Here is a 20,893-nt window from a genome sequence, read left to right as displayed (position 1 = left end):
CGTAGATTTAAGGAAGAGCCACGGTCATCTGGCCCGGCATGCAAATTTCAATCACACCGCCGGCCATGCACATCAGCTTCGAGGCATTGTTCAGCGCCGGCAGGTTTCCCAGCAAGACCGTGGGCGAACCCGGCATCCACGGCGCGCTGGTAATGGGCATGCATGGCACCGGCACCAGCACGCCCAGCGCCGCCGCGGTGGCCGCCGCCACCGCCGGGTTGGCCATCGAGATGCACATGCCAAACGGCGCAATGTTCACGATCGGCTTGTTGTCCATGATGGTCGCGTCCGGCACTGCCGTCATCACGCCGTTCACAGGCAGCACCGCCAGGGCGCCCGGCGCCAGGCCGAACGAGCATTTCAGCATCGCGCCGGCGCATACTTGTTGTCCCATCAATCCCCCCGCACCAGTCGTTTGAGCCGCTCGAACAGCGCCGGCGGCGCTTCCGCGTGCCCGAGCGACTTGCCCTGTTCGTCGAAGCGGGATGGTGCCCCCAGCGGCACGCCATCGTGGTACAGCACTTCTTCCATCAGGGCGCCGTTCGGCCAATAGCGCCGCAGCGCGCCATGCAGCAGGTTGGCGCGGTAGGCGCAGCGCTGCACCACCTGGCCCTCGGCGTCGCAGTCGACCGATTCGCCGTCAAGCAGGCCCGCGTGGTAGCTGGCAGTGCGCACCTGGCGGCCTTCGTGGAAGAATGCGGCCGGCCCTTCCACCTGGCCTGCCACCAGTTGCAGGCGCGCCGTCATCTGGCCTGCTTCATCGAAGGACAGCGAGGGCCCGCTGGCGACGCCGTCCGACATCGTCTGTGCGGCTACCCGGCGCCCGTGCACATAGGTTTCGATCAGCCCGTGGGCGCGGCCGTGGCGAAATGCGCTACGCTGTACCAGCACGCCATCGTCGCCGTACACGGCCATCGTTCCGTGCAGCTTGCCGCTTTCAAAATGCGCGGTCATCGCCGGCTGGCCGCCGGCGCCGAACTGTTCGAGCGGGCCATGCAACACGCCTTCGGCCATCGTGCTGCGCAGCAGCAGGGTGCCGTCGGCATCGTGCTCTTCGATCACGGTCGCGTCGGTGTCGTGCGCGTCCATCAATTCACCTTCGCCATGGCGCCCTTGAGCGTCAGCATCGCCCCGGCCTCGACGGTTTGGGTGGCATCGGCCTTGCTGTTGATGATCGGCGCCTTGTTGTCGATTTTCAGTCCGGCCTGGTGCGACAGCGCCTTGCCTGCCTTGCTGACCAGGTCGGTACCTGCGTCGCACAGCAATTCGGTACCGGACTTGGCCGTCAATGAGGTACTCGCTTGCAGCACCATCGCGCTATCGCCCACCAGCTTGATCGCGCCCTTGACGCTGATCGTGAGGTTGCCGTCGATGCTGAGGACATAGTCGCCCTTGACCGACTGCGTGAAAGCCGCGCCGTTGACGTGCTGCTCGGCCCCGGTGACCGAGACGTCGCGGGTGCCGGCGACCTTGTGGGTCTCCTTGCCTTTTTTCAGTTCCACGGTGCGGTCCCCTTCGTCCAGCGTGTGCAGCTCGGCGCCCTTCTTCAGCGTGGTGGTGAGCGCGTTATCGATCTCGACCAGCATGTCCTTCTGGGCGTGCAGGTAGAGCTGCTCGGCGTCTTTCTTGTCTTCGAAGCGCAGTTCGTTGCCGGCGCTGCCCCCCTTGGAAGACAGCGTGCGCAGGATCGACTGGGTCTGGTTGGCGGGCAGCGTGGCCGGCGTGACGTTGGTGCCGTTGTAGACGCTGCCCGTCACCAGCGGCCGGTCCGGGTCGCCATTGATGTAGGTGATGACCACTTCGTGCCCCACGCGCGGCAGGAATAGCGCGCCCACGCCCTTGCCGGCCGCCGCCTGCGCCACCCGGACCCACGGCGCGCGCTTGTCGTCGGCACCGTCGCGGTCCCACGGAAAGCGCAGCTTGACGCGGCCATGCTTGTCGGTCCAGATTTCCTCGCCGGCCGGCCCCACCACCCGCGCCGTTTCGCAGCCGACCACGCGCGGACGCGGCGTTTCCATCGGCGGGCGAAACGCCACGCCGGCGGGAAAAGCCTCGAAAGAATTGGCGTACCGGCCGTCGCGCACGGTGTGGCGCACGCGGCGCAGTACGAAGGCCGCGTTCAGCGCCGCGACGAAGTGGCCGGACAAGGCAAAGCGGGTACCCGCTGTGAACGGCGCGCAGTAACTGTCTCCGCGCAGGATGTGGGCAGTCGCCTGGCCGGCTTCCACGCGCAAGCGGGCCAGCGCCCGGGCCGCGTCGACGGTTGGGTGGCCGGTCGCGAATTCGTAGGTGGCGCCAACACCTGCCGCAGCGGCAAAGCTGCCTTCGAGCGCGGTGTCGGGTGCGGTGAAGTCGTAGTCGCTGACGGTTGCCTTCTTGAGGGCGATGCGGTGCTCCCAGGCGAAGCGCGCGACAGTGTCGGCCGGTGTCTGCATGCCGCTGTCGGGCCAGAAGCGCACTGTGGCGGCGCCGCCGCAGTCGGAAAAGTGCGCCGATGCATCGGCCAGTACCATGGTATGGCCGCTGCTGGTGAAGGTGAAAAAGTAAAAGATACCGGCTTGTTCCATCAGGCGCGAGATGAAATCGAAGGCAGTCTCGTCGTACTGTACGCAATAGTCGCAGGCGGCGTAGGTGGCGCCCAGCCTGGACTCGAAGACGATCCCAAAACTGCTTAGCACGGCTTTGACGATGGCGTCGACGCCTTGGTTCGGGTAGATTTTGCGGTCGCGCGCGAGCGTCAGCAGCCACAGGGCGGGCGCCAGTTCCGCTTCGTAGGTCGCGAAATCGCGGTCCTGGCCGCTCTGGATAAAACGCGTGACGATGCCGCTGACATGGCGCGGCGTCGCGCCGGCGATGGTCACCGTCATGTCCTTGCCCACCACGCCCGCCGCATCGAGGCTCGTGCTGCTCGAGCGCATGTGCAGGGTAAAACTGAACAGCTCGGAGATGCCCTCGCTGCCCTCCATGCTGTCGAGCAGCAGGTCGTCGGCGCCGAGCGGCGACGTCAAGTGCATCACGCCGCCGGCCTGCTTGAAGTGATCCCTCATGCGGCGCCCAGCAGCTGGCTGTCGCGCAAGCTGTAGCTGAACTGCCCGCCGGCCATCGACATGTGTACCGCCGAGAAGGCCGACGCCGTGGCGATCCGCTCGAGTACCAGCGTCGACAGCTGCGGCAGCACGGTCTGGGTCAGGATGAAGTCGATGTTGCGCGCGCCGCTGTCGACTTCGGTGCAGCGTGCCGTGATCGCGTTCGTGACCCTGTCGTCCCAGCTGAAGCGCGCGTGGTGGTTGGCGGTGAAGCGCTCGGCCAGACGCGCCAGCTTCATCTCGACGATGACGCTAATCTCGGCGTCGCCCAGCGGGTAGTAGGGAACCAGCACCACGCGCCCCAGGAAGGCCGGGCTGAACTGGCGCAGCAGGGCCGGACGCAACTGCTCCACCAGCGCGGCCGGGTCGGGCCGCATGCCGCTGCGGGCATCCTGGCAGGCGCGCGTGATCACGTCCTGGGCCGCGTTGGAGGTCAGCAGGATGAGCGTGTGCTTGAAGTCGATCGTGACGCCCTCGCCGTCTTCCATCGTGCCCTTGTCGAACACCTGGAAGAACAGCTCCAGGACGTCGGGATGGGCCTTTTCCATCTCATCTAACAGCACCACGCTGTAGGGCCGGCGCCGCACCGCCTCGGTCAGCACGCCGCCCTTGCCGTAGCCGACGTAGCCGGGCGGCGCGCCCTTCAGGCTGGAGATGGTGTGCGCCTCCTGGAACTCCGACATATTAATGGTGATCATGTTGCGCTCGCCGCCGTACAGCATGTCGGCAAGGGCATACGCGGTTTCGGTCTTGCCGACGCCGCTGGGACCGACCAGCATGAACACGCCGACCGGCTTGCCCGGGTCATCGAGCTCGGCGCGGAAGGTGCGCACCCGGCGCGCGATCGCGTCGAGCGCCTGGTCCTGCCCCACCACGCGCTCGCACAGGCGCTCGTGCAGCTGCAGCACCGTGTGCACCTCGTCGGCCAGCATTCTGCCGACCGGGATGCCGGTCCAGCCGGAGATCACGCCGGCGACCATGCTCGAGTCGACGCAGACCGGCACCATCGGCTCGTCGTCCTGGATCGTCTCCAGGCCTTTTTGCAGGCGCTGCAACTGGTCGGCACGGGCCTTGCGGGTTTCGTCGTCGGCACTGTCGTCCTGGTTGACGTCGCCCGCGATCTGGCGCCGCAGCGCCAGGATTTCCTCGACGGCGCCGCGTTCCTCGGCCAGCTTGGCCGAAAGGCCCGCGTGGCGCTCGCTCAAGCGCGCCAGCGTACTGGCCTGGCGGTCGGCCTCGGCCGCATCGCCTTCGCCGCGGCCCAGCTGCTGGCGCAGGATGCGCAGCCCTTCCCTGGCCAGCACGATCTCGTGCTCGAGCGATTCGAGTTGCGGCGGCGTGCCGGCCAGCGCGATGGCCACGCGCGCGCAAGCTGTATCGAGCACGCTGATGGCCTTGTCGGGCAGCTGGCGTCCGGTGATGTAGCGCTGCGACAGGCGCACCGCGTCGCGCACCGCCTCATCGAGGATTTCGACCCCGTGGTGGCTTTCCAGCGTGGCCACCATGCCGCGCAACATGCCGATGGCCGCTTCGGGCGTGGGCTCCTCCACCTTCACCACCTGGAAGCGCCGCGCCAGCGCCGGATCGCGCTCGACGTGCTTCTTGTATTCGGCCCAGGTGGTGGCCGCGATGGTGCGCAATTCGCCGCGCGCCAGCGCGGGTTTGAGCAGGTTGGCGGCGTCGCCCTGCCCTTCGCTGCCGCCGGCGCCGATCAGCTGGTGCGCCTCGTCGATGAACAGGATGATGGGCGTGGTGGCGGCGCGCACTTCGGCGATCACCGACTTCAAACGCTGCTCGAATTCGCCGCGCACGCCGGCGCCGGCCTGCAGCAGCGCCAGGTCGAGCGAGCAGACGCTTACATTGGCCAGCGCGGCCGGCACGCTGCCTTCAGCCACGCGCAACGCGAAGCCTTCGACCACGGCGGTCTTGCCGACCCCGGCTTCGCCGGTGAGGATCGGATTGTTCTGGCGCCGGCGCAGCAGGATGTCGATAATCTGGCGGATCTCGGCATTGCGCCCGCGTACCGGGTCGATGCGGCCGGCGCGCGCTTGCGCGGTCATGTCGACGGTGTAGAGTTCGAGTGCCGGCATGGTCCCGGCCGCGCCGCCCATGCGCGGCGCATCCGCCGCTACGGCGCCGGCCGGGCCGGCGTCCTCGTTCGACGTGGCCAGCAGCGCAGCGAGCGAGGACTTGAGGCGTTCGCGTGGAATCGTCAGCAAGGCCGGCGCGGTTTCGATCAGCATGCCGCGCAGCCGGTCCTGCTCCAGCAGCGCCAGCAGCACCGTGCCAGAGCGGATCTGCTGGGTCCCCAGCAGCATCGAACTGCTCAGCCAGGCCTCCTGGAATAGCGCCACGAAGTTCGGCGACATGGCGGGCGTGCGCCCGTTGCCGCGCTTGAAGCCGTCCAGGCAGCCCTGCACCTGCGTGCGCACGGCCTCCGGGCTCACCTCGAATTGGGCCAGCAGCAGCATCAGGTCGGGCGCGCCGGCGTCGAGCAGCGCCACCAGGAAGTGTTCGACCTCGACGTTGAAATGGGTCTGCTTGACGCACAGTTCGGCCGCCACGCCCATGGCGCGCTTGCACTCGGGATTGAGGCGGGCCAGCAAAGTGCGAATATCGATGTCCATGGCTCAAGCCCCTTTGATGTCGTTGGCGTTCGGTGCCGACAGCACAAAACGGGCATGCTGGTAGTCGTGCTCCGATCGCCCCGCGCGATTCCGGCTGCATAGCCAGGCACTGCGGCCCAGCCGGGGCGCGAACGCTTGTGCAGGCTTCCTGCCCAAGCGGGTGGCCGGCGCGGCGGCCAGGGACAGCGTGAGCGTCACGGTAAAATCGGCCTGCAGATGGCGCGCCACCAGCCACCCCAGCAAGGCAAACTGTGCGCCGCCCGGCAGCAGCGCGGCAAACTGCGCCGCCGCCAGCGGCGGGGCGGTGAGCGCCATGCCCGCTGCCTGGTCCCAGGCGCGCGCGCCGAGGCTGGCGCCCATGCCGGTCGATTGCCCTCCATGACGGTGCGTTCCCCTCCCCAGCAGGCGGGCCTGGTCGCCGGGCGCCAGCCGATGCCACCCGCCGACGAATTGCCGGCCCGTGAAATGGACCCCGAAGCGGTCGCGCAGCAGCGTCAGCAAACTCGTCATCGAGCGCGGCGCCGCGTTTTGCAGCCCGGCGTGGCGCAGCCATCCCAGTTCGCCAAGCGGCCCGTGCGCGCCCCGGCCGCGGCCCAAACCCGAGAGCGCATCGACCGTGCGCAGCAGCGGCGCCATCGGCGCCTGGCCGGGCACCGTCACCGGCGAGGTCCCGCCCGGGGCCAGCGCCAGGTGCTGCCTGGCGCGCGCACGGTGCCGGAAAGCCAGCAGGCGCCCGTTGAACATGTCGAGCAAGTCCAGGCCGGAAGGATTGCGCTGGCGGCGCTGCTCGATCAGCAATTCGGTGAAGGGCGTCGCCAGCGGGCCCTGGCCGCCGGCCAGCGTCATGGCGGGCGTGCGCAGGATCCAGGCCGGCCCGTCCCCGGTGCCCGGGCGCAGGCTGGCGATGTCGCTGGGGGCAAACGCCATGTCGACGTGGGCGGCCAGGCGCACAGCTTCGTCCATGCCGACGCCGGCGCCAACCTGGGCCCGGTCGGGCGCTGCCCTTTCGAGCAGGCTGATGGCCTGGAACAGGTTGAAATGCTGTGGATCGCGCAGCAGCCGGGAGAGGATGTCAGGCATGGGCTTGCGCGCTTGCACTACGCTCGTCGAGCGCGATATCGAAATCGAAGCGGCACATCTGGCTGCCCATCGCCGCCATCGCCATGATCGTGACCCGCGCTGCTGTCGGCTTGCTGCGGTCCGGCATCACCACGACCCGCACCTGGCTCAGTCGCGGCTCGTACAGCGCGATGGCGCGCGCGATGACCAGCTCCCAGCGCTGCAGGTCGGTGGCCGACTGCACCGACAGGCCGAGGGTGTCGGGCAGGCCGTAATCGAGCGCGGTCGGGGACGTGCCCAGGAACTGCGCGATCGTCAGTGCATTGCGCACGTTGAAGAGCCGGGTCAGGTCGAGCTGGAGCGACAGCTGCAGCGCCTCGGTGGCGCTCAAGCGCACGCCGGAGGACCCGGATGAAGCGCCGCCAAAACGATCGAACAAGGGCAGCGGCAAAACGGCGGACAGAGTGTGCATGGGGTACCAAGGTTGGAAGTCTTGGAGTGATCCTAGGGGGCGCCCGTCGCGTAACACAAGTAACAACGCGGTATCAGCCGCGCCCGGCGCGCCTCAGAGCAGGGCCTGGCGCCCTGTCATGGGTGGCCAGGTTCTCCAGGTTTCGCCATTGCGGCGCACCGTCAGGCGCACAAAGGAATTGGCCGTCGTGTAGAGCGCGAAAAAGTGCGCCAGCACGCTGGCCAGCATCAGCGCCGACGACCCGGCATAGCCGTCCTGCGCGAATTCCAGGGCGATGTCGGTGCCGCGACAGTGACCACGCCATGCGGCGGATCCCGCGCCGCCCTGGAGTTGGGCACTGCCCGGGCTCGCCGTCAGGCTGCGGATACCGCGAACCTGTACCGCGTCGCGCGTGCTGTTGCTGGCAAACAGGCCCAGCATCTCGCGCAGGCTCGCCACGCCGGCGCTGCCATCGACCAGCGAGCGGTGGTTCAGGCGCAGCAGCGAGACCAGCGCCCACAGTGCTTCGCTCTCCATGGCCGGCGGACCTTGCGCGCTTGGCTGGTACAGCGCGCGGATATCGGTGGAGCTAGCCAAGCCCTCGCCATAAAAACGGGTGCCGGGCGCGACCTGCTCGGCGAGCAGGCGGTTGGTGCATAGCACCTTGGCGTAGATCACCGGCTCCGCGTGCGCGGCCCGCACGTCGCGCCGGTCGACAAAGCCGAGATACACGTCGCTGCCGATGATGCCGGGCCGCAGGCTGGCGGCGCGCCGCATGGTCCAGGACAGTGGCGCATTGCCGCGGATATGGTCCGTATCGTCCAGGCCGCCAGTGTCGGCGAACACGCCGGGAATCAGGTCGGCGCGTTCGCTGCGCGGGTCGGACACGGTGACGGAAACGACCGAATGCACCTCGGTCGTGGCGTCGCGCTTGCGATTCGCGATGAGCAGGTATTCGTAGTGGCGCTGGTCGTAGGCGATCGGCTCGCTGGTGACCGGGAACAGGTTGATCGCCGGGACGCAGTTCAGGCGAATATGTTCAGGGCGCAGCAGCGCCAGCACATTGGCGCCATGGGTGAACGTCAGGCGGATGCTGAAGCCGCTGCCGCTACCCAGTCTGCCGCCCAAGCCCTGGAGGTGGAAGAACTGGAAGGCGCGCGGGAAGGCGAAATACGATTGCAGCAGGCCATACGCGGGGTGAACATGAGACGGGCTGCCCAGCATCGCTTCGTCTTCGGCGAAGCCGGCTTCGCGCAGGTAGTGCGCCGGCAAGCGCTGCACGCCGGCGCTGCTGACGACTTCGACGTAATCCAGGCCGCAGAGCACGAGCTCATGCAGTGGCATCGTTGTCATCAGTTCGCCGGCCAGGTGCAGGCGCAGCGTTTCCACTTCGAGATCGGCCAGGTCGACGCCGGCATCGGTACGCAGGTCGAGACGCAAGCTGCGGGCGTCCTCCAGTACGACATCGGCGACCTGCAGCGGCCACAAGGTGGTATTCCATCCGACCTGGAAACGGCACGGCTCGCCGGACGCCGCAGTCGTGGACAGCAGCGTTCCTTTGGCCACCTTGCTGCCCGCCGTGACCTTGCCCTCGGCGGGGTCGAGCGTCATCTGCATGACGGTCATCGACGGCACCGGTTGCGCCAGGCTGGGACACAGGTTATCGAGGATGACGGCCGCCGCGGCTGGCGCCAGACCATCGATTTCGCGGTGGATACCGGCGGTGAGGAAGGCCACCGATTCGATCAGGTGCTGGATGTGCGGGTCGGCCGAGTGGGCGTCGCTCAACACCAGGCGGCGGGCAACCTTGGGGTGGCGGGCGGCGAAGTTGGCTGACTCGACGCGCAGGTAGCTTAGTTCGCGGCGGTAGTATTCGAGGTGGTTGTCGTGGCCGGGCATGCATAGCTCTTCAGGGAGTGGATTGGCACGCGCCATTGGAATTAATCCAGGCTAAGCGATGCTTCACTGCGAGGCCCATTTCAAATGTGATACCTGACCCCACGTCTTGCCTGTCTTCCGTATCTTGCGTGTCTTGCCTATCTTGTGTCTTGTATGTAAGGGTCGGGGCATCACCGCCTTGAGCGCTAATTCGCTCAAGCTCGTCGTGTGCCTATGCGTGACGCCCACGTGGGAGCGGCAGTAGGAGCAGCCGCTGGAACAAGGACAGCATTACGTTGAACGTAGGTCCGGTTAATTTTGGTTTGTAGAAATCCGATTGCCCTCGGATGATCGCCTGGATCCGGGACATGATTACGCGCATGCAAACGTCCACATAGTAATCTGGCTTGAATTGCTTCGTAGTAGGCATTCTCAGCCGCATCCCAGTCACCGGTTTGAAAGGCAGCATCGCCCTCCCTCTCTTTATCATGATATCTGGTGGTGTTTAGCGCGTTCATTATTCCATCAGGTGAACGTGGGTCGAGGAGCATTTGCATTTCCTAAATACGTTTGAAAGGCCAAAGATGAGTGCCTGGGCATCAGTGAAGCGTTCTGATACGCGAATCCAAGATATATCGCGCGATCAGGCAATCATCGCTGTCGACTCGTATGTAACACAAGTAACAACGTCAGCGCCGTGCCGCAGTTCACCCAAACATCAACCAACTTCGCGTTCGGTACAGCTGAGCCGACCTTTCTTGGCGAATGTATTGCGTCCTAGCTCCGCGTCACTCATCACAGCGTTATACAACTGCGCGTGCGATTGAGCATTGTCCGCGACGTTTGGCGAAGTCTGGCACAAGAACATCCCCTTGCCTGGATTAAAGAAAAAAATTCCAACTTGATTCTTATACATTGCAGCAGCATGAATCCCGCCAGTGATAAAAATAAAATCGCCGACGTCGAGTTCCCTTATCGCTTGGCCAGTAAAGGCAAATACGTTCCCATTGTGAAAATTTGAATTTGGATGGAGGAAATCCCTCAGATGCACTAACCAGGAAATTTGGCCTTCTTCGACAAGTAGCTGTATATCATCACAGTCTTGGGCTAGTAATTCCGTCGCCGCCTGCACCCCTTCGATGTCGATTTTTTGCAGCCATAACATGGTCGCAGCTTCGCAAACACCGAAGGGATGCTTTTTTGTTCTATTTTCCCACTCTATCAGCTGAACTAACATATTCTCCCTCGTGTCCAAGGTGCGGAAGTCAGATCTGAAATTCACACATCTCACTTGCTGACATCTAACGAAACATGGAGCGCCAGATCATTCGGGCTTCATCGTCCCCAAATCCCAAGTCCACGTTCCCTTGCCTTTTGCGGTCGAATCCGCTTGCTGCTGCGTAAACGTCGCCGTGATCTTCGTAAAGTTAATCGAAAACGAATCATTCGGGGTTCCGCCGCCGCCGTTGCTACTCATCTGAGAAATCATCGCGTTATCCATTAAATATGTCATGAAATTCATGTATTTGCCATTTTCGACGCGGCCGATATTCAGCGTAGCCGGGCCAATTTTACTGCCTTGCGTACAAGCTTTGAACAAAGCCGTCGTCGCCAGGTCGGAAGGTTTCGAGAACGACATTTCCGACAAGACAGGACGCCCCATTGTGCGTTCGGTATTGCCGGCGTCGCTACCCATCGGTAAATATGCGCTGTGCGAAAACGAGCTGACGATCACTTTGTCCGCATAGCCGTCGATCGTGCAGTTGCCTTTGATGTCGCCTAAATCAAGAATGAGAACGTCTGACATGGATGAACTCCGCAATGTGAATGCGAGGGCAGCCGGACGATGCCGCTGCCATGCAGGAATACGTTAAAAATGGGGTCCGCGACTGCGGCCGATCCGTTAGGCGACCGCAGCCGGAAGCTCTGCCACCAAGCGAATCGACGTGCTCAGCTCTTCCATCTGAAAGTGCGGTTTCAGGAACACGACGGCTGAATACGCACCGGGTTTGCCGGCGATTTCCTTGACATCGACGCGCCCTTCTGACAGAGGGAAGCGGGCCTTCTCCGACTGCGTCGCACTGGCATCCAGCAAAACATAATCACTGAGCCAGTTGTTAAGAAAATTCTCGACTTCCTTACGGGTCTGGAAGCTCCCAATTTTGTCTCGCATGATCACCTTGAGATAATGCGCAAACCGCGACGCCGCCAGCACATACGGCAAGCGCGAAGACAGTGCCGCATTGGCATTCGCCGAATCCAGGTTGTACAACTTCGGCTTGTTCACCGACTGCCCCCCGAAGAACGCCGCCGTATCCGTGCCCTTGGCGTTGACCACGGCGATGAAGCCCAGGTCGTTGAGTTCCTTCTCGCGGCGGTCCGTAATCGTCACTTCGGTCGGGCATTTGAGGACCACGTCGCCGTCATCGGTCTTGAACGTATGCGCGGTCATGCCGGTGATCTTGCCGCCGCCCTCGACGCCGCGGATCGCCGTCGTCCAACTGTGCTTGGCAAACGATTCCGTGATGCGCAGCCCCAGCTGATAAGCCGAGTTCGACCACAGGTATTTGCTGTGATCAGTGCCGTCGACGTCTTCTTCGAAAGCGAACGAATCGACCGGATTGGTCCTGGCGCCGTAGGGCAGGCGCGCGGCGTAGCGCGGCAGCACCAGGGCGACGTAGCGCGAGTCTTCCGATTCGCGAAAGCCGCGCCAGGTGGTCAGTTCGGCGCTGTCGAAGATTTTCGACATGTCGCGCGGTACGCCCAGTTCGGTGAACGAGGTCATGTCGAACAGCGACGGGGCGGCGGCGGCGATGAACGGGGCGTGCGCGGCGGCCGCCACTTTCGACAGGCGCTCGATCAGCGCCATGTCCTGCGGATCGCGGCCAAAATAATAGTCGCCGATGAAGAGCGAATACGGATTGCCGCCGAAGGTGCCGTATTCTTCTTCGTAGATCTTCTTGAACAGCACACTCATGTCGTGATCGACCGCGCCTTCGAGGTCTTTCAGCAGCTCTTTCTTCGACACGTTCAACAGGCGCAGTTTGAGCTTGCTGCCCGTTTCCGTGCCCATGACCATGTCATGCAGGCCGCGCCAGGACGATTCCAGCGCCTGGAAGCCCTCGTGGTGCATGATCGCGTTGACCTGCGCGCTCAGGATCTTGTCGATCTGGGCTACGCGCTCGTTGATCATGGCGACCACGCCCTTGTCGGGTGCCTTTTGCATGCCTTCGTTGAGGACCTGCGTGGCGAATTGCCCCAGCAGCGTGCGCGCGTAGCCGTTCTGCGACGGCTCGACCGCCATTTTTCCTTCGTGAACGATGCGATCCAACAGCGTCATGCTCTCGCTGGTGGTGCTGGCACCGGCCTGAACCGCTTGATTGCTGGCCATGGTTACTCTTTCTCTAGTGTGGGAGAAAACAGCGCGGGGGCGCTATCAGGATGCGACAGGCTCGGTGCTGTCGGGTGCCGGCTCGGCGGCCGATGGGGCGGCCGGATCGGCACTTTCCCCTTGCAGCGCCTTGAGCTCTTCCGTGCTCTGGACGATGTTCTGGAGCAGCGAGTCGAGTTCGTCGTTGCCGTCGAGCTTGCCGAGCAGGTCGCGCAATTGCTGGCGCACTTCAAGCAATTTGGCCAGGCGCGGCACCTGCTTGACGATCGATTCAGGGTGGAAATCCTGGAAGTTCTTGAAGTTCAGCTCGATCTTCAGGTTGCCTTTGTTGTCATAGGTGTCGGGCACCGACAGGTCCAGGCGCGGCGCGATCTTCTGCATCACCTCGTTGAAATTGTCGCGGTCGATATCGACCAGGCGCCGCGCCTTCAGTTTTGGCGGCGCAACCAGGGGCTGCCCCGACAGATCGGCCAGCAGGCCTACCACCAGCGGCAATTCCTTCTTCTCGACGGCACCACCGATTTCGACGTCGTAGGTGATCTGAACGCGCGGTGGACGATTTCGTCCCACCCATTTTTGCAAGCTGTCTGCCATCACATCCTCACTTGAAATGTTGACCAGGAATCGGGGAGTTCGGAAGTGATGGTAGGAGTCGGCCCTGACGTAACACAAGTATCAACGTGGTATCAGGCGAGCTCCGCTTTCGCCAATGATCAGCACCATTGACCGTCGGCACGATGCTAAAATAATTAACTTCTGGTTAACGAGCGCGAACATGATCAAGCGGAGTTCCCCGGCCCTGCCCACGACGCCTTCGACGGCCACCGCATGACGCGGCGCTTCCAGTTCGGGCCATGGTTGGTCGATCCTTCCAGCAATACGATCGTGACGGCGGATCAGAAGCGCCAGATGGAGCCGCGCACCATGGAGGTGCTGGTGGCCTTGTGCAAGGCCCACGGCGCCATCCTCAGCGCCGACGAGCTCCTGCTGCAGTGCTGGGGCAGTACCGACTCCGGCGACAGTGCGCTTCACAAGAACATTGCGCAGTTGCGCCGCGCCCTGGGCGACAGCGCGAGCGCCCCGCGCTTTATCGAAACCCTGCGCATGCGCGGTTACCGTACGGTGGCGCCGGTCGTCTTCAACGCGCACGCGGACAGCCGCAAGAGCTGGCAGGCGGGCTCGCCGTTTCGCGGCCTGCTCGCGTTCGACGCCGACCATGCCGACGTCTTTTTCGGACGCGATGACGTCACGCGCAAGCTGGTCGATGCAGCAAGCGCGCAAGTGGCGAGCGGCCTGGCACTGATGCTGATCCTCGGCCCCAGCGGGTCGGGCAAGACCTCGCTGATCCAGGCCGGCCTGCTGCCCGCCTTGTCCCGTACAAGCACTTCCACTGGGCCCTGCCTGCTCGCCAGCACCGCCTTCGACTTGTTCGACCAGGGTGAACAAACCCTGTTCACGGCACTGGCCGGCGCCCTGCTCGACCTGCAATGGGAAGACCAGTGGGCCTTCCCCGGCGAGAACGCGGTCTCCCTCGGCGCGCGCCTGGAACACGGTTGCGAGACCGTGATCGACGAACTGCGCAAGGCGCTTGCGGCGCATGTCCCCATCCGGCCAGGCCTGCGCTTTGGCATCTTCATCGATCGCTTCGAAGCCTTGTTCAACGCCACCCGGATCGCCGAATCCGAGCGCAGCGCCTTCCTGCGAACGCTCGAACAACTGGCCCGCAGCAGCAGCGCCCTCATCGTCGTCGCCTGCCGCAACGATTTTTACCCCAGCATCGCTGAATATCCCTTGCTCACCGAAGGCAAGCGTCATGGCGGCCATTTCGACCTGGAGCCGCCGGCTTTTAGCGACATTGCCCAGATGATCCGGCGGCCCGCGGCGGCGGCCAGGCTCAGCTTCGGCAACGACCCGGTGACCGGCGCCGGGCTGGACGATATCCTGTGTGCAAGCGCCGCCGGCCGGCCCGATGCCCTCCCCCTGCTGCAATACTGCCTGCAAGAGCTGTACCGGTTGCGTACGGGCGAAGGCGAGCTCAGCTTTGAAGCATTCCATCAGTTGGGCGACCTGGAAGGCGCGATTGGTCAGCGCGCCGAGAAAGTCGTGCTTGGCCTGGACGAGGCTCCGCGGGCCGCGCTGGCCCATATCATGTCGCTGGTAATCATCCTCTCGAGCGACGGCGTCAACGTCAGCAGTCAGCGCGCGCCGTGGGCGGCGCTGCGCGACGACCACGCACGCCAGGCAGTGGCCGCATTGATCGAGTCGCGCCTGTTCGTCAGCGACCTGGTCGGCGGCACGCCCGTGTTCGGCATCGCCCATGACGCGATCTTGCGGCGCTGGCCGCGCATGACCGACTGGATCGCCGCCCATCGCAACGCGCTGGCGGCGCGAGGCCGCCTGGCACAGCACGCAGGCCGCTGGTGCGATGAAGGCTGTCCCACCGATTTACTGCTGCCCCAAGGAAAGCTGCTGCAGGAAGCGATGGAGTTGCAGCAAGCAGGCGTCTGGTCGCTCACGGCCCACGAGCGTGAACTGATCCTTGCGTCGAACCGGCGCGTACGCCAGCGTGACCGGATGCGCATGTGTGCACTGGCGCTGATCGTGGCCCTGGCCTTGTTGGCGGTGGGCCTGGGGGTAAGCGCGCAACTGGCAAGCCGGGCAGCCGAATTACGCCGCAGCGAGGCCGAAGGTTTGATGGACTTCATGCTCGGCGATTTTTCCGACAAGCTCAGGCCGCTGGGCCGGCTGGACTTGCTCGAAAGCGTCAGCGGCAAATCACTGCAATACCTGAGCGGTTCGGACGGCGCCGACCTGAGCCCGGCTGCGCTGACGCTACGCGCCAAGGGATTGCAGACAATCGGCGAAGTAAGCCGTTCCCGTGGCGATTCGAAACAGGCCCTCGACGCGTTGGTCAAGGCACAGGTCATCCTGATGCGCCAATTGCACATGGCGCCGCGTGACTTGCAGGTATTGAAAAACCTCGGTGCGAACGCTTACTGGGTGGCACAAATCCACAAGGACCAGAACAACTGGCACGCGGCCGAGGACGCCCTGCGCGACTACCTGAAATATGCCGACCTGCTGCACGAGTTCGACCCGGCGAACCCGGAATGGTGGGTAGAACAGTCATACGCGCACAATAACCTGGGCGCCCTGGCCCAGACCCGCGGCAAGCCCGACCTGGCGGCGCCGGCGTTCATGGCGTCGATCGCGCTGAAACGGCGTGCGCTCGAGCGTACGCCGGACTCGTCTTCCGTTGCCGTCGAACTTGCTGACAGTTATTCGTGGTTGGCCTCGGCGCGGGAATCCTTGGGCCAGCTGGATGCCGCGGAAAAGTTGTACGCGCAGGAAATGCAGTTGGTCCAGGGCCTGCGCGCGCGCTTCCCGAGCGAGTCGATGTGGATATACCGCGAAGTGCGTGCCTTGCAGCACCGCGCCCTGATCGCACTGGCCTTGGGCATGGATGCGAACGCCTTGCGCGACTATGACGAGGCCAAGCGGCTGTTCACGCCGCTTGTGGACCAGGACCCGAAAAACCGCGTATGGCAGGTCGAACTGGCCCATCTGGAGCAAGAGCGCCTGCGCATCTTGAGCCGCGGCGCAGGCGGTGGCGTGCTGCTGCCGCAACTTGTCGCAGTGCATCGCAATTGGGAATCCTTGCTGCGACTGGACCCGAAGAATGCATCGTGGGCAAGGCGCGAAGCGCTCTCGCGCACCCGGATTGCGGCCGCGCTGCTGGCAAGGGGCAAAGCGCAAGACGCGCAGCGGGAAATCGACGAGGCCCGCGTGCGCCTGCAAGGCCTGTACGCGCGTAATCCATCCGACCTGAGCGCTCGGCTGGCGCTGATTGACGTGCTGTTATTGCCGTCAACCCTGCCGCATCTTGCTAACAATGACAGTTCATTAATTTTATTGAATTGCAGACAAGCCTATGGCATGATCAAAAGCGAAGGTCCATCGACGTCGAATTACCAAATTCTTGATCCTTGGGTCAAAATAAACTTTTGCCTGCAAAATCACGCTCAAGCCAACATCGCGGTCAAGCGCCTGCAACAGATTGGGTACCGCGACGCTGTATTTGTCCAATTCTTGTCCACTCGCTAACAAGGAACCCTATGTCCCTGACCACACCGCAGCGCATTATTACCATTTCGATTATCGGCACCGGTAAAGACGCCCAGGCCTTTTACAGTTATTTGTCGCCTGTTACCGGGCAGAGCTACATTAATGCCCCGCTATGCGATTTGCTGGTCAACCAGCCCGTTTACTGCCTGTTTGTGCTGGACTATGCGTCAACGATGAGTGGCTGGACGATTGTTAACACGTCTCCCTACGGCCGTTCGCCGGAGCTTTCGCAAACACCTGGCGCCTTGAATCTGTCGGTCTTGACGTATAACCCGCACACGACGGAAGACAAATACCAGTTCTACATCAACTATCTCAACACCATAACCAACGTGACGATCGGGATTGATCCACAGGAAGGCAATATCCCACGTTAATAGTCGGCCAGGTAGCGCTGCAACTTATCGCAGATTGCGCCGGCCAATTCTTCCTGCAAATACATCCCGAGCTCGCCGTGGCAATCGAATTGCGAAAACCACGAAATTTGCCCGGCGCTCGTGTCGCGCAACCGCATCGACGCCCGCACGTGGTTTTTCTCCACCCGGATGCTCCCCTCCAGGCGATGCGCCGCACGCGTATCGGCAAAGCCCGGCGACGACGCCATCGGCTGATCATGATCACGCAGCTGGATCAGGGCGCCGAACGCGTGAAACAGCCGGGAGCCCAACTCCTCATCGACCCCGGAAACAAAGCAATTGCTGTGGTGTTCAGCTGTGAGGTTACGCAGCGGGGTCAGTTCCAGCTGCCGACGGTGCAACAGAGGCCGCGCGACGGTAGCATGGCTGATCGTGGGAACATAGCTTCCCAGCGGGATCGCCACCCGCACGCCAAGCGGCGCATCGGGTAAGGCATAATAGGCAGCCAGGCGCTCGCGCAGGCGGCCCATCTGCACCCTTACCACCGGGTCCAGTACGGTGTCGTAGAGCCGCGCATCGCGGCGAAACACCTCCATCCCGATCGCGTATTCGGTAATGTCGCTCTCTTTGCCGCTGAGTTTCTTCTCTACAAGGAACGACAGCAATTGACACATGCGCGGTGCCTTGGTGAACACCGGACTGGCCAGCAACTGGCGCAGCGCATGCGAAACGTGATCCTGCGCCGGCCCAACAGCGTGTTCTTCCACCAGCATTTCAGCGCGAGCATTCATCAGCGTTCCCATCGGAGTTTGCGTTCAACCATGCACTTTTTGCATGCCAGAAAACACATTAATGGGGATGGGAGATGAATACCTTACGAACATCTTACGGTCCGCCACGATGCTTATTTACCGAGTCAACAGGGCCACTGCGATTGACCTTCGACCAAGATCATAGATATTTCCATGAGGCTAGTTTTCTTAGAAAATAATGTAGCCTGCGCTCCAGGTCAAACTCGCTCCCTCTACGCCATGTCGACACCAATTCCCTACCTGTTCGGCGCCGCCGTCTAAACTGATCGGCAATTTCCAGAAACCTATGGTGTCGTCGGCAGCAAGATCCCTGACGGTTTCCGGAAACAACAGGCTTATCCGTTCAGGAAGGCCCAAAAGAAGGCTGACCTCCATGTTGCGCAGAATCCGGCCGAGCCAGTCAACTGAACAGGGAGTTTAATGTCGCCTGAATCATGAATATGCAAGGGCTTGTCCAGGCCAAGGTATTCGCCAAAGGCCGTCCCCGTAAAATTACTCCAGCGATCAGGCAGACCTCAGGGGAAAAAACGAATTTGATAATATTCGTCGGACCCGGTTCTTCGAACAGCTTCTTCATACTTGGCGATGAAGCTTGCAAAGGTCTCGACATAGCGCGTACCGTTGCCGGGGTCGACGATCGACATGTTGGTGCCTGCTGGGGATCCATTGCCGCTCATCCCCTCCAAGATGCGCGAATGCAGCATTGAATCAGTACTGAGCGACGCCATCGAACCAACCCATACCAGCCCTTTGGACCGCAGTTGCTGCTCCCATCCGGCGATCGAGAGATTGATCATCGCCAAATGTTGCAAATTTGCTTTCGCAAGAAAAGGGCCGAACTCGCTCGCTGGCAATCCCTGCTTTGCGTCGAACAGTGTGCTGTACTTGCTATCGACCGCTTCGACAGAAGATCGTATGTCGAGTGAGCGCTGTTCTTTCCATGATTTGAGAATGGTGTAGGCAGTGGCCCAGCACGCGTTATCGTTCGGCTGCCTCATCGGCTCGACCAGTCCCGGCACTACATATGGCAAGCTCATGTCGCGATTCCTTTCATTGCAGGCTTGTTTATCTTCTTTGAAAGTGTTCATGCCTCGTTCTGTCGGCCTCTTGCTGCGATTGCCCCGGCTCGACCGGAACCGACACCGATTTCGGTGGCTTCGGCTCCTCCTCGGGCGCCTTGCCGGCCGCACGTATCGAGATAATGCGATTGAGCATATCGAACCAGAATGGCGCTCCCAGCGTCGCCGCGATTGCTGTCAGAAGCCATCCCAAGCCGTGCTGCCAGGCCAGCCGGAAGCAGCCGGCAATGTCGAGGAAGCCTGGAAGGACCTGCCCGTTCTCAACTTCGGAACGATTTCCTTTGCTGACCCAACCGACCGGGATGGCCAGGGATTCGAGTTGCTCCCGCGCTGCGTAAAATTGCGTGGGCAGGCTGGGCGCAAGTGTCAGTGTCACTTCATCGGTGGAATTGTCTGCGGATTTGATGACGGCAGTACCCTGCTTGTCCGCGAAATCCGTATCCACAGTAAAAGGTACTTTCGTGGCATCAGGCGCAACCGCGACGACAATGGGCAGGCCCTTGAGAGCACGGTTCTCGCTCGTGACGGTCACGCTTTTCGGTGTGCCCGCTTTTTTTAGTGTCAGATACCCGCTGAACTGGCTTCCAAAGTTGATCGTCGGGCCTGTTTGCGGCGGTGCCGGATTCTTTTCCACGAACAGCCTTGCCTGCGCGACGATCGCGTCGCGCGAGGCAGGATATTTTTGCAGATGCTTGAAGAGGAGGATCGCGTCGACATTCATTGCCACTGCCGTTCCCAAGGCAAGCCCTGCAATAACCCATTGCGAGCGCCGCTTGTACCAGCCGTTGACGCGGTCCATGCCGTTGTTGAACCAGATCTCGATATTCTCCTTGAATTTATCGACATCGTTTTTCGCATCATCGAACAAGGTCAACAGCAGGCTCCGCATGCGTCCCGAAGGATCTTCAGGCAACGCCTCGATCATTTGCCGCACGTAGCGGGCTGAGAAGCCGCCGATCCACCATTGCATGTCGGCGTAGGCGTCCCCCACGGTATAGGGCCCCTGCAAGCGTTTGCCCATTACGGTGAGTTCATCCTTTAACACCTGGGTTGCAGGACCTGTCAGCAAGTTCGTCACGGCGTCGTTGAAGCGCGTGCGCAGCTCCTCGATCCCGGCCTGTGCATGAATACCGTCGGCAACCAGGGTACCCAGGGTCTGGAGCAGCGGCGCGAACTCCGGTCTAGCGGCACGGCCGATCTCGTCGAGCCTGGTATCGAGTTCGCCCAGCCATTGGCGCGTGTTCGGCGCGTGCAGGCTTTCCAGGCGCCGGTCCAGGTCGCCGGCTGCGGCCACGCCGACGCCACCGGATGCCCGCATCTCGGCAGCCGCCGCAGACATGTGTGTCCGCAGGCTTTCGATCGTCGATCCCGCGCTGGAGGCGGCATCGAATGCGGACCTCAGGGTCTGTGTGCACGCTGTGAATCCCTGTGAATTCTGCTCGATGATGCGCATCAACACGTTGGCGAACGAACGAGAAGGAATATACGAAGGACCATTCCGCCCGGCCGCGAAGTCTTTGCCGTTGCGCGCCGTTCCTTCAACCAAAGGGTGCGCGTACAGCTGCTTGGCCCATGTAGAACCGAGCAGCCGGTCGATTCCCAAGCGCAGCCACTTTGCTCTCGACGCCAGCGCCGCCGCGATCATTTCGTTCATGATCGTGACCAGCATGCTCACCAGCAAAAATACGAATATCAGACCAATAATCGTCTCAAGAATACCCGAACCGAACATACTGCCTCCTGAGCATCAAGAAATACCCGAGTACGCCGCCATGCATCGCGGCGCGGCCAATCGAGACAATCTACGCCTGTGGGCGATGCGCAATAGCCTGTCCGTTTTGCTAGGTGGCCGCATGTGCTTGAAAATGCAACGATGTTCAGGACGAATGTGAGGTGGACCCAGTTCGCCCCGCAAGCATCGCCGGCAATTCAACTGCACATGGACATGCCCGACAGCTGCCCGGAAGAGCGCTCGTGGTCCCGTTCTCGCTCTTGTCCCGGCCCGCGCTGCCCTTTCGTACGCTTTCCA

16 protein-coding genes are annotated in these 20,893 nt (G+C 62.6%); 2 read left to right on the top strand and 14 right to left on the bottom strand.

Annotated elements, in window-relative coordinates:
• Nucleotides 1–7: 7 nt before the first annotated feature.
• From ACHAC9_RS00840 to tssB, 11 genes are all read right to left on the bottom strand, one after another.
• Nucleotides 8–394, bottom strand: a complete 387-nt coding sequence (locus tag ACHAC9_RS00840) for a DUF4280 domain-containing protein (protein ID WP_435756175.1) — start codon at nucleotides 392–394, stop codon at nucleotides 8–10.
• A complete protein-coding gene (locus tag ACHAC9_RS00835; RefSeq protein WP_435756173.1) occupies nucleotides 394–1,089 on the bottom strand; it encodes a toxin-antitoxin system YwqK family antitoxin in 696 nt (231 codons plus the stop codon). Before ACHAC9_RS00835 ends, ACHAC9_RS00840 begins: the two co-directional genes overlap by 1 nt.
• Nucleotides 1,089–3,047, bottom strand: a complete 1,959-nt coding sequence (locus tag ACHAC9_RS00830) for a type VI secretion system Vgr family protein (protein WP_435756171.1) — start codon at nucleotides 3,045–3,047, stop codon at nucleotides 1,089–1,091. The genes ACHAC9_RS00835 and ACHAC9_RS00830 overlap by 1 nt, the downstream gene beginning before the upstream one ends.
• Nucleotides 3,044–5,713 carry a type VI secretion system ATPase TssH gene (gene tssH / locus ACHAC9_RS00825; RefSeq protein WP_435756169.1) on the bottom strand — a complete coding sequence of 890 codons (2,670 nt, stop codon included), beginning with the start codon at nucleotides 5,711–5,713 and terminating at the stop codon, nucleotides 3,044–3,046. The genes ACHAC9_RS00830 and tssH overlap by 4 nt, the downstream gene beginning before the upstream one ends.
• Before the next feature lie 3 nt (nucleotides 5,714–5,716).
• Entirely contained in the window at nucleotides 5,717–6,793 is a 1,077-nt protein-coding gene (gene tssG / locus ACHAC9_RS00820) for a type VI secretion system baseplate subunit TssG (RefSeq protein ID WP_435756167.1), read from the bottom strand.
• Nucleotides 6,786–7,244: a type VI secretion system baseplate subunit TssE gene (gene tssE, locus ACHAC9_RS00815; RefSeq protein ID WP_435756165.1), complete on the bottom strand. Its 459-nt coding sequence runs from the start codon at nucleotides 7,242–7,244 to the stop codon at nucleotides 6,786–6,788. Before tssE ends, tssG begins: the two co-directional genes overlap by 8 nt.
• A 93-nt stretch (nucleotides 7,245–7,337) precedes the next feature.
• Complete coding sequence (tssF, locus tag ACHAC9_RS00810) at nucleotides 7,338–9,122, bottom strand: type VI secretion system baseplate subunit TssF (protein WP_435756163.1); 1,785 nt, start codon at nucleotides 9,120–9,122, stop codon at nucleotides 7,338–7,340.
• A gap of 697 nt (nucleotides 9,123–9,819) precedes the next feature.
• A complete protein-coding gene (locus tag ACHAC9_RS00805; protein WP_435756161.1) occupies nucleotides 9,820–10,338 on the bottom strand; it encodes a hypothetical protein in 519 nt (172 codons plus the stop codon).
• Nucleotides 10,339–10,425: 87 nt separating this feature from the next.
• Entirely contained in the window at nucleotides 10,426–10,908 is a 483-nt protein-coding gene (locus ACHAC9_RS00800; RefSeq protein WP_435756159.1) for an Hcp family type VI secretion system effector, read from the bottom strand.
• 96 nt (nucleotides 10,909–11,004) lie between these two features.
• Nucleotides 11,005–12,492: a type VI secretion system contractile sheath large subunit gene (gene tssC / locus ACHAC9_RS00795; protein ID WP_435756157.1), complete on the bottom strand. Its 1,488-nt coding sequence runs from the start codon at nucleotides 12,490–12,492 to the stop codon at nucleotides 11,005–11,007.
• 45 nt (nucleotides 12,493–12,537) lie between these two features.
• The gene (tssB, locus tag ACHAC9_RS00790) at nucleotides 12,538–13,086 is read right to left on the bottom strand and encodes a type VI secretion system contractile sheath small subunit (protein ID WP_435756155.1); all 549 of its coding nucleotides are present in this window, start codon (nucleotides 13,084–13,086) and stop codon (nucleotides 12,538–12,540) included.
• Between the two features lie 234 nt (nucleotides 13,087–13,320).
• Between tssB and ACHAC9_RS00785 the strand changes: the two genes are divergently transcribed.
• Both ACHAC9_RS00785 and ACHAC9_RS00780 read left to right on the top strand, forming a co-directional pair.
• Nucleotides 13,321–16,596 (top strand): nSTAND1 domain-containing NTPase, encoded by a 3,276-nt coding sequence (locus tag ACHAC9_RS00785; RefSeq protein WP_435756153.1) that lies wholly within the window; start codon nucleotides 13,321–13,323, stop codon nucleotides 16,594–16,596.
• Between the two features lie 11 nt (nucleotides 16,597–16,607).
• Nucleotides 16,608–16,994, top strand: coding sequence for a hypothetical protein (locus tag ACHAC9_RS00780; protein ID WP_435756151.1), 387 nt, complete (start codon nucleotides 16,608–16,610; stop codon nucleotides 16,992–16,994).
• Here ACHAC9_RS00780 and ACHAC9_RS00775 read toward each other — a convergent pair.
• From ACHAC9_RS00775 to ACHAC9_RS00765, 3 genes are all read right to left on the bottom strand, one after another.
• Nucleotides 16,991–17,776 carry a hypothetical protein gene (locus tag ACHAC9_RS00775; RefSeq protein ID WP_435756149.1) on the bottom strand — a complete coding sequence of 262 codons (786 nt, stop codon included), beginning with the start codon at nucleotides 17,774–17,776 and terminating at the stop codon, nucleotides 16,991–16,993. The two genes, ACHAC9_RS00780 and ACHAC9_RS00775, sit on opposite strands and share 4 nt — an antisense overlap.
• Nucleotides 17,777–18,300: 524 nt before the next feature.
• A complete protein-coding gene (locus ACHAC9_RS00770) occupies nucleotides 18,301–18,873 on the bottom strand; it encodes a papain-like cysteine protease family protein (RefSeq protein WP_435756147.1) in 573 nt (190 codons plus the stop codon).
• Nucleotides 18,851–20,596, bottom strand: coding sequence for a hypothetical protein (locus ACHAC9_RS00765; protein ID WP_435756145.1), 1,746 nt, complete (start codon nucleotides 20,594–20,596; stop codon nucleotides 18,851–18,853). Before ACHAC9_RS00765 ends, ACHAC9_RS00770 begins: the two co-directional genes overlap by 23 nt.
• Nucleotides 20,597–20,893 lie beyond the last annotated feature (297 nt).

This window comes from Massilia sp. CMS3.1, assembly GCF_051262535.1.
Taxonomy (GTDB): Bacteria; Pseudomonadota; Gammaproteobacteria; order Burkholderiales; family Burkholderiaceae_D; genus Telluria.
The sequence above is the reverse complement of the archived record's forward strand: the minus strand, read 5'-3'. Positions and strand labels throughout refer to the sequence as shown.

Bases quoted from the DNA above. Each gene is read 5' to 3' on its own strand.
- tssE (WP_435756165.1), bottom strand. From the start codon at position 7,244: ATGCACACTCTGTCCGCCGTTTTGCCGCTGCCCTTGTTCGATCGTTTT.
- ACHAC9_RS00800 (WP_435756159.1), bottom strand. From the start codon at position 10,908: ATGTCAGACGTTCTCATTCTTGATTTAGGCGACATCAAAGGCAACTGC.
- tssC (WP_435756157.1), bottom strand. From the start codon at position 12,492: ATGGCCAGCAATCAAGCGGTTCAGGCCGGTGCCAGCACCACCAGCGAG.
- ACHAC9_RS00780 (WP_435756151.1), top strand. From the start codon at position 16,608: ATGTCCCTGACCACACCGCAGCGCATTATTACCATTTCGATTATCGGC.
- tssH (WP_435756169.1), bottom strand. From the start codon at position 5,713: ATGGACATCGATATTCGCACTTTGCTGGCCCGCCTCAATCCCGAGTGC.
- ACHAC9_RS00840 (WP_435756175.1), bottom strand. From the start codon at position 394: ATGGGACAACAAGTATGCGCCGGCGCGATGCTGAAATGCTCGTTCGGC.
- ACHAC9_RS00785 (WP_435756153.1), top strand. From the start codon at position 13,321: ATGACGCGGCGCTTCCAGTTCGGGCCATGGTTGGTCGATCCTTCCAGC.
- tssG (WP_435756167.1), bottom strand. From the start codon at position 6,793: ATGCCTGACATCCTCTCCCGGCTGCTGCGCGATCCACAGCATTTCAAC.
- ACHAC9_RS00835 (WP_435756173.1), bottom strand. From the start codon at position 1,089: ATGGACGCGCACGACACCGACGCGACCGTGATCGAAGAGCACGATGCC.
- ACHAC9_RS00770 (WP_435756147.1), bottom strand. From the start codon at position 18,873: ATGAACACTTTCAAAGAAGATAAACAAGCCTGCAATGAAAGGAATCGC.
- tssF (WP_435756163.1), bottom strand. From the start codon at position 9,122: ATGCCCGGCCACGACAACCACCTCGAATACTACCGCCGCGAACTAAGC.
- tssB (WP_435756155.1), bottom strand. From the start codon at position 13,086: ATGGCAGACAGCTTGCAAAAATGGGTGGGACGAAATCGTCCACCGCGC.
- ACHAC9_RS00775 (WP_435756149.1), bottom strand. From the start codon at position 17,776: ATGGGAACGCTGATGAATGCTCGCGCTGAAATGCTGGTGGAAGAACAC.
- ACHAC9_RS00805 (WP_435756161.1), bottom strand. From the start codon at position 10,338: ATGTTAGTTCAGCTGATAGAGTGGGAAAATAGAACAAAAAAGCATCCC.
- ACHAC9_RS00830 (WP_435756171.1), bottom strand. From the start codon at position 3,047: ATGAGGGATCACTTCAAGCAGGCCGGCGGCGTGATGCACTTGACGTCG.
- ACHAC9_RS00765 (WP_435756145.1), bottom strand. From the start codon at position 20,596: ATGTTCGGTTCGGGTATTCTTGAGACGATTATTGGTCTGATATTCGTA.